Source organism: Thalassoroseus pseudoceratinae (assembly GCF_011634775.1).
GTDB classification, from domain to species: domain Bacteria; phylum Planctomycetota; class Planctomycetia; order Planctomycetales; family Planctomycetaceae; genus Thalassoroseus; species Thalassoroseus pseudoceratinae.
In genome coordinates this window covers 52,938-60,000 of sequence record NZ_JAALXT010000006.1, presented here as the reverse complement: position 1 = coordinate 60,000, position 7,063 = coordinate 52,938, and the positions used below count along the sequence as shown (strand labels likewise).

The following is a 7,063-nucleotide window of genomic DNA, read 5'->3' as shown; positions in this document are numbered from 1 at the left end:
TTAGACACGTTCCGGGGGCAATTGAAGTGGGCCTATTCTGTGGCAGATCAACGGAAGTTGCCTGGCCCGAATCGTCATCGAGGTTCGACGATTGGGGACCCGACATTCCCGGCAATGCCGCATATTGCCGATGGGCGTGTCTATTTTCTTTCGCCAAGAACCCACTTCGTACACTGCGTCGATCTGGAGACCGGCCAACAGATTTGGCGTACACCTCGACAGGATAATGACTTCTACGTGGCGACTGTGAGTGATCAAGCTGTGGTCCTCGTTGGCCGTCAGCTGTGTCGCGGATTGGCGGTCGAAACTGGCGAAGAAATTTGGTCGGTTCGATACGGAACGCCATCGGGCACCGGATTTCGGAGCGGCAATCAATATTTGTTGCCATTGCAGAAGGGGGCGATTGCGGCGATTGATATTGCTACCGGTGAAGAACGTGGAAGTGTTCAGATTTCTCAGCCTCGCGAATCGAAACAGAGTCCGCCGCCGGGCAATTTAATTCCGGTGGGCGACTATGTGGCCTCGGTCAATTTTGCTGGGTTGACGATTTTTCCGCAGACCAAGCCATTGCTTGCGGAGACCCGAGAAACGCTTCAAGCCAATCCGGAGCATGTCGAACATCGGTTGTTGGTTGCGGAACTCGAACTCCTCACCGGCAATTTTCCACGGGCGATCCAAGTTTTCGAGCCGTTACGGTCGCTCGAAGACCTCTCGGGGGAGGAATTGCAGCGTCGAAATTCGATTTGGCGAAAATTGCTGACCTGGGAGTTGGCTCAAAAACCGGAACAGGGAAAGGAAATTCTGAGCCAATTGGAAAAACTCGCGGATCATCCAGCCGAGCAGGCGAAGTTTTTGGTCCAGAAGGCAGAATTTTTATTGAAGTCTCGGGATGTTGACGGTGTCCTCCAAACCGCGGCCGAGTTGGCTGCCACCGATTCCCAAGAACCGTTGTTGATTCGTGCCGATGGAACGCATTGGCTTTCGCCATCGACTTATGCCCAGGATTTGATGCACCGACTTGGCCAAACGGTCGATTCCGAGATGGTTTGGGCCAACGTTGATGTTGAAGGCCAGCAGCAATCCGCGTTGGAGTCGGGTCAGGCTGGTCGATTGCGTCAGTTTCTGACCTTGTTTGGAGATCGGCCCCAGGCAGATGCCGTTCGTGGAGCGCTCGCCGAGTTGGAACATACGTCGGGCCAATTCAATGCGGCCGAGTTGTTGTGGTTGAGGAATCAAGAATCTGAAAACCTGGTGGTAGCGGCCACTGCGACGGTTCATTTGATTGACATGTATCGGGAACGCGGCTTGTTCTACGAAGCCAATCGGCAGTTGAGTCGGCTTCGGACTTCGCCGATGGATTTGGAGTTGGCCACCGGTGAGTCGGTTGCGGATGTCACCCGTCGATTGCGGCAGAGTCCGGTTCTGGAAGCGACCCGGAAAATGACGGAAGCAACCGAGCCGGTCGATTCCGTTCGGATTCGGTCGTCTCATTGGGTGACCAATTTGGAATCGCTGACGAAATCGTTTGGTCGGTATCGCACACGATTTTTATTGCCGTCGGAAATGTCGTTTCACCTTGTTGATCATAATGTTAACTCGACTGGCGTTGCGGCGATTGATCAGCAAACCGGATTCATTGCCGGTCACTTGCCGATTCCTCGGAGAAATTCCTTTCCCTCACAATCGAAATTGACGCAACCGGGACATTTTTTGCCAATCGGTGGACCGGGGGAAATGCTGGGAGCGTCGTTGTTGGAACTCCAACGGGGGGAACCACTTTGGAAGGGAAGTTCGCAACTGCATATTCCTTCGGTTTATGTGCCGCGGGTAGGGCCATACGGTTTGGACTATTGTGTCTTTCAATCTCAACGAGCGATTCACTGTATCGACCCCGTTACGGGAGAGATGCAATGGGAACGCGAACTCGATGACCCGGAATCTGGATTGAAGAACGATCCGGATGGCGGAATTGTTGGTGATGCGGATGTGCTGGTTGTCTTTGGAGCGGATCGCCGGTCTTACAAAGTCCTCCAGACACGAACCGGCCGGGAGATTCGACGGGGCGTTTTGGATTTTGACGTCAATCAGGTGCGGCGATCGTTTGGGCGAAAATTCTTTTACGTCGCCAGTACGCCGACCGGGCGACGAATGCGAATTTGGGATCCGCTTTCGAATCGTTATCTGCTGGACGAACCGGTTGTCGGTCGTGTGTTTTCCGCTGTGACGCCGGAACGCGAGTTGGCGATTGTCCTTCCGGATAAAACCGACAAAGATCAGAAAAGTTTCTTGCTGCGAATTCTCGATGTCGAACAGGACCGCATCCGAACCGAGGTGCCATTGTCGGTGTCGGATTTGCAACGGGTGAACTATCTTCGCGTGTTCCGGCAAAGCGGGCGTTACTATGTCAATCTTCACCAACCATTTCAGCAGGCGTTGGGGGGCTGGTTCAGTTATTACGCGAGTGACACATTCCTGCCCGAAGAAAGCGTGTTGGGGGAATTGATTGCGATTGACCCCGATGCAAACCGCATTTTGTGGCGCCGGGAAGTTCCGCAACGGTCGATTCTGGAATTACCGTTCTTCCGTTTGCCGTTCTTGGTGATGATTAGCCGGGTCCGCGATCGCCAATCGAATCGTCGTCAGGCGTTGCTGGTCGAGATTCTTGATCGAGAGACCGGTCAAACTTTGGCCATCGCCGACAATATCTTGCCCGACCGCATTGTCCATGCGGAGTACGATCCCGAATCTCGGCAGGTGATTCTGCAAGGATTGAGGACTCAAGTGACGATTGATTTCTCCGATAATCGTCTGTTCAAAGAGGGGGTCCCTCTATAATTTCTGAGAGTCTCCCATTGGTGTGGAGAACATCCATCGCGTGTTGTCAATCGATTTCGGAATGCAAGCCCGAAAAATCGAAGAATTGGGGATTCTGGAAACCCAATGGATTGTGGCAAGTCACTGCTTTTCGTGATTGTCCGCGCGAGTTAAAATTCGGGATCACTGTTGATCCGTTTCCGATTATCAAAACAGCATGGCCGAAACTTCTCTCGAATTTCAAAGTCACGATCATATCCGTGCCCTCTTTGGTCCGCAGGACCGGTTTCTGAAACGTATTCGCGATGCGACTGGCGTTGATATCGTCGTTCATGGCGAAGAGATCCGCATTAGCGGATCGGACGAAGAAGTGAAACGCGCGTTGGAAATTGTGACGGTGCTGCATGCCTATGTGGAGCAGCGTGGACGGTTGCCGGAATCGGAAGTCGATCGCGTTCTCGGTGTGAAACCGGCGACGCCGTCCGAAAGTGCTTCGTCTGATACCGTGATCAATGTGTTCGAAAAAGCGAAACAGATTCGCCCTCGAACTCCCGGACAAGCGGAATACACGCGAACGGTCGAAGAGAACGACCTCACTTTTTGCATTGGTCCGGCGGGGTGTGGGAAAACATACCTCGCGGTGGCGTTGGCGATTAATGCGTTGCGGACGGAGTCCGTCCGGAAAATTGTGTTGGTCCGTCCGGCAGTGGAAGCTGGCGAGAAACTTGGATTTCTCCCGGGCGATTTGCTGGCGAAGGTCAATCCGTATTTGCGTCCGTTGCTCGATGCGTTGCACGATATTCTCGATTTCGAGCAAGTCAAACGCTACATGGAACACGATGTTGTGGAAATTGTGCCGTTGGCGTTCATGCGGGGGCGGACTTTGAATGAGACGTTCATCATTTTGGACGAGGGCCAAAACACGACTGTCACACAAATGAAAATGTTTCTCACGCGAATGGGGGAAGGCTCGAAGATTGTGGTGACGGGGGACATTACGCAACTGGACTTGCCATCCAATGTCAAATCGGGAATGACCGATGCAGTTCATCGCTTGGGGGGGATCAACGGCGTGGGAGTTGTTCGGCTCGGCGGACGCGATATTGTGCGGCATCGCCTGGTTCGGGACATCGTCAATGCTTACGACGAGGGAAAACACGACTCTCGTCAGTCCGCCTCGTTTTCCAAGTCCAAGACACAAAATCCTTGATTGCGGCCGATCGGGCAAATTCACTTCGGTGTGATGTTTGTTCGATCGGTTGAAAGCCGGTTCTTATGCCGCTGTTTGGTCCGAAAAAAACAACTCGCACCTCGCGTGCCGCCACCTTGCGTCCGTCTTCGGGGGTAGGGCGTTGGTTCGGTATGCCGGTTCGAAACCGGGAAACGCTTTGGCAACTCGGTTTGCTCGTTTTGGCGATCCTGTTGTTCTTGCCGGCGGTTGAGGCGTGGCGAACTCCGTTTCCATATCGGTTAGGCGATCGGGTTTCGCATGGCTTGCTGGCCAAAATCGATTTTCGTCGACTCGATATTTATCGAACGTACGTCGCGCGGGACAATGCCGAGTCCAATGTGTTGCCGATCTTTTACCACGACTCCGATGTGCTTGATGCATTGGTGTTGCGGTTGCGGTCGGACCTCTCGGAGTTGGCGAATGCCACCAGTGTCGAGGAATTATCACCGCAATGCCGAGCTGCATTCGGTTTGACGGCACTCGACGCGCCGCAAGCCGGCATGGATATGCACACCGAGTTTTCGACATTGAAAGCGTTGGTCGCTTCCGAAGATGGGGTCGAGGGTAATCGGATCGACACGCTGCTCAAGGAGTTCGAGCAGTTCATCCAGCCGATCCAACGAACCGGTTTGGCCGATCCAGAAGTGTTCGATACTTATCAAATTCCGCCCGAAAGCATGATCGCGGTTGTGCGTGACGACGTCCCGAAATCGCAAGTCGTCGTCTTTCCCAACAACGTGCAATTGGACGAAGTGCTTGGGAAAACCGGTCAGTTGGGTAAGACGTGGCAAAGTTTTCCGGAGCTGAACCGGCTTGAGAGATTTCTTACCCGTTGGCTGACGGCCCGAAACCCAATCACGTTGGAGTACAACGACGAAGCCACCCAGCTCGCCCGACGTGCTGCACGCGAAGCAGCCGATCCGGTCTACGATGAATACCATCGTGGCGATGTACTGGTGGAACCCGGTGGCGTGATCGATCTTGATCGCTTGGAAGTATTGCGGGCCGAGTTCGACGCCATGGAAGAACTCGCAACGCCGATGGAACAGTTGGTTCGTGTGGGCACGATCCTTGTGTTGCTCATCGTGTTGGCGGTACTCAATGGCTACTACGTGGTTCGACGGGAATCGCGTTTACTCGCCAAGCCATCGTCCTTGATCTTATTCCTTGCGACGATGTTGATCGCAGTGTTGATCGGACGCTGGCTTTCTTACGATCCTTGGCGAGCCGAAGTGATTCCGTTGGCGGCGGTCGTCATGATTTTTGCGATCGCCTACGGTCAAGTTCTGGCAACATTGACCGCGTTATCGCTGTGCCTCATTTTGACCGTTTCCACGCGTGCGAATCTGCCGCAGTTCATCGTGTTAATGAGCGTGGCCGCCACATGTATCATGCGACTTTCGCAAGTTCCGTCACGGTCGACACTCATCAAGGTGGGGTTGTGGTCCGGGCTGGTCTATTTCCTGGTGAGTTTGGGCGTTGGAGTTGTCAGTCACCAAACCTACATGCATGCTTGGACGGATTGGGAACTGCTCAAGTCCAGCGCACGCGGTGCCGCTTGGTGTGTGGCGGCGGGGTATTTGGTGGCCGGAAGTTTGCCGTTTGTCGAATATCTTTTTGGTGTGGTCACGGACATCAGCTTGCTGGAAATGAGTGACGTTTCACACCCGTTGTTGCAGGAACTCGTCCGGCGGGCACCGGGGACATACAACCATTCGATGACGGTGGCTTCCATCGGTGAAGGAGCGGCCGACGCCATCGGCGCGAACGGATTGCTGGTCCGGGTCGGTGCGTATTTTCACGACATCGGTAAGATGCTCAAGCCGCAGTACTTCATCGAGAACACCCGCAAAGGCGAGGAAAACAAACACGACAAGCTCGCCCCCGCGATGAGTGCATTAATCATCATTGGACACGTCAAAGATGGCGTGGACTTGGCCAATCAGCACAACTTGCCACAGCAGTTGATCGATTTTATCGAGCAGCATCACGGCACGACGCTGGTAGAATTTTTCTTCCGGCAAGCCCAAGGGAAAGCCAGCGAGCAACCGGATCATCGAACCGACGCAGACGAATCGATGTTCCGCTACCCCGGTCCGAAACCGCAAACCAAGGAAGCCGGTGTGTTGATGCTGGCCGATGCGGTGGAAAGCGCCAGCCGGACACTCAGCGAACCCACGCCAGCGAGCATCGAAAACCTCGTCAACAAAATCGTGATGAAGAAACTCCTCGATGGTCAATTCGAAGAATCCGATTTAACGCTGACGGAAATTCGAATCGTCGAGGAATCGCTCATCAAGTCGTTGACGGGGATCTATCACGGACGGATCAAGTATCCCGATCAACAGCCACCCGCGAAGAAAACCACCGACGATGCTCCCGCAGTCCGAAAACTCGCGGACGATGCGGCCGAGCCAAAGCGGGACGAGAAACCGTCCGACGAAAAGCCGTCCAAAGAAAAATTGCAAGACGCACCATCCCAAGAAACCTCCTCTGAGCAACGGAAAGATTCCGCGTAATGGTCCCTCAGCACGTGATCGATATTGCGGACTCGCAAGATTGTTTGAAAGTCGATGCGGAGGTGCTCGAAGACATCATCCGCACGGTGTTGGTCGAAGAAGAAGTGACCGGTGCCGAAATCAGTGTGGCGATCGTCGATAATCCGACCATCCACGAGTTGAATCGGCAGTATCTCGAACACGACTACGAAACCGATGTGCTCAGTTTCTTGTTGGAATGCGACCCCGAGCCAAGCCCTGATGAGGAAGTACCCAGAGGGCGTGGCAAACGGATCGAAGGGGAAATCATCGTAAGTGCGGAAATGGCCAAGCAATCCGCGGCAGATTTCTCTTGGAGTCCTTGGGAAGAGTTTGTACTCTATGTCGTCCACGGTTTGCTACACTTGGTCGGCTACGACGACCTGACCGAGAGCGAACGTGACATCATGCAATCTCGGGAACAGCAGATGCTCAGTCTGTGTGGGATGCCTCAAATTATTCGTAAGATCCGGTGATGGGG

The 7,063-nt window shown here is 53.9% G+C and carries 4 protein-coding genes (1 of these 4 running past the window's edge); all 4 read left to right on the top strand.

The features are described 5' to 3' along the window. Positions 1-2,835: the 3' portion of an outer membrane protein assembly factor BamB family protein gene (locus tag G6R38_RS20810; RefSeq protein WP_206028657.1), read on the top strand. The gene continues 1,635 nt to the left of window position 1, outside the view; only the last 2,835 of its 4,470 coding nucleotides appear in the window; the start codon falls outside the window, past its left edge; it ends in the stop codon at positions 2,833-2,835. A 196-nt stretch (positions 2,836-3,031) separates the two neighbouring features. Then, positions 3,032-4,024, top strand: coding sequence for a PhoH family protein (locus tag G6R38_RS20805; RefSeq protein WP_166830712.1), 993 nt, complete (start codon positions 3,032-3,034; stop codon positions 4,022-4,024). Positions 4,025-4,176: 152 nt separating this feature from the next. Then, positions 4,177-6,564: an HD family phosphohydrolase gene (locus G6R38_RS20800; protein WP_240928318.1), complete on the top strand. Its 2,388-nt coding sequence runs from the start codon at positions 4,177-4,179 to the stop codon at positions 6,562-6,564. Continuing rightward, positions 6,564-7,058: an rRNA maturation RNase YbeY gene (ybeY, locus tag G6R38_RS20795; protein WP_166830710.1), complete on the top strand. Its 495-nt coding sequence runs from the start codon at positions 6,564-6,566 to the stop codon at positions 7,056-7,058. Before G6R38_RS20800 ends, ybeY begins: the two co-directional genes overlap by 1 nt. Positions 7,059-7,063 lie beyond the last annotated feature (5 nt).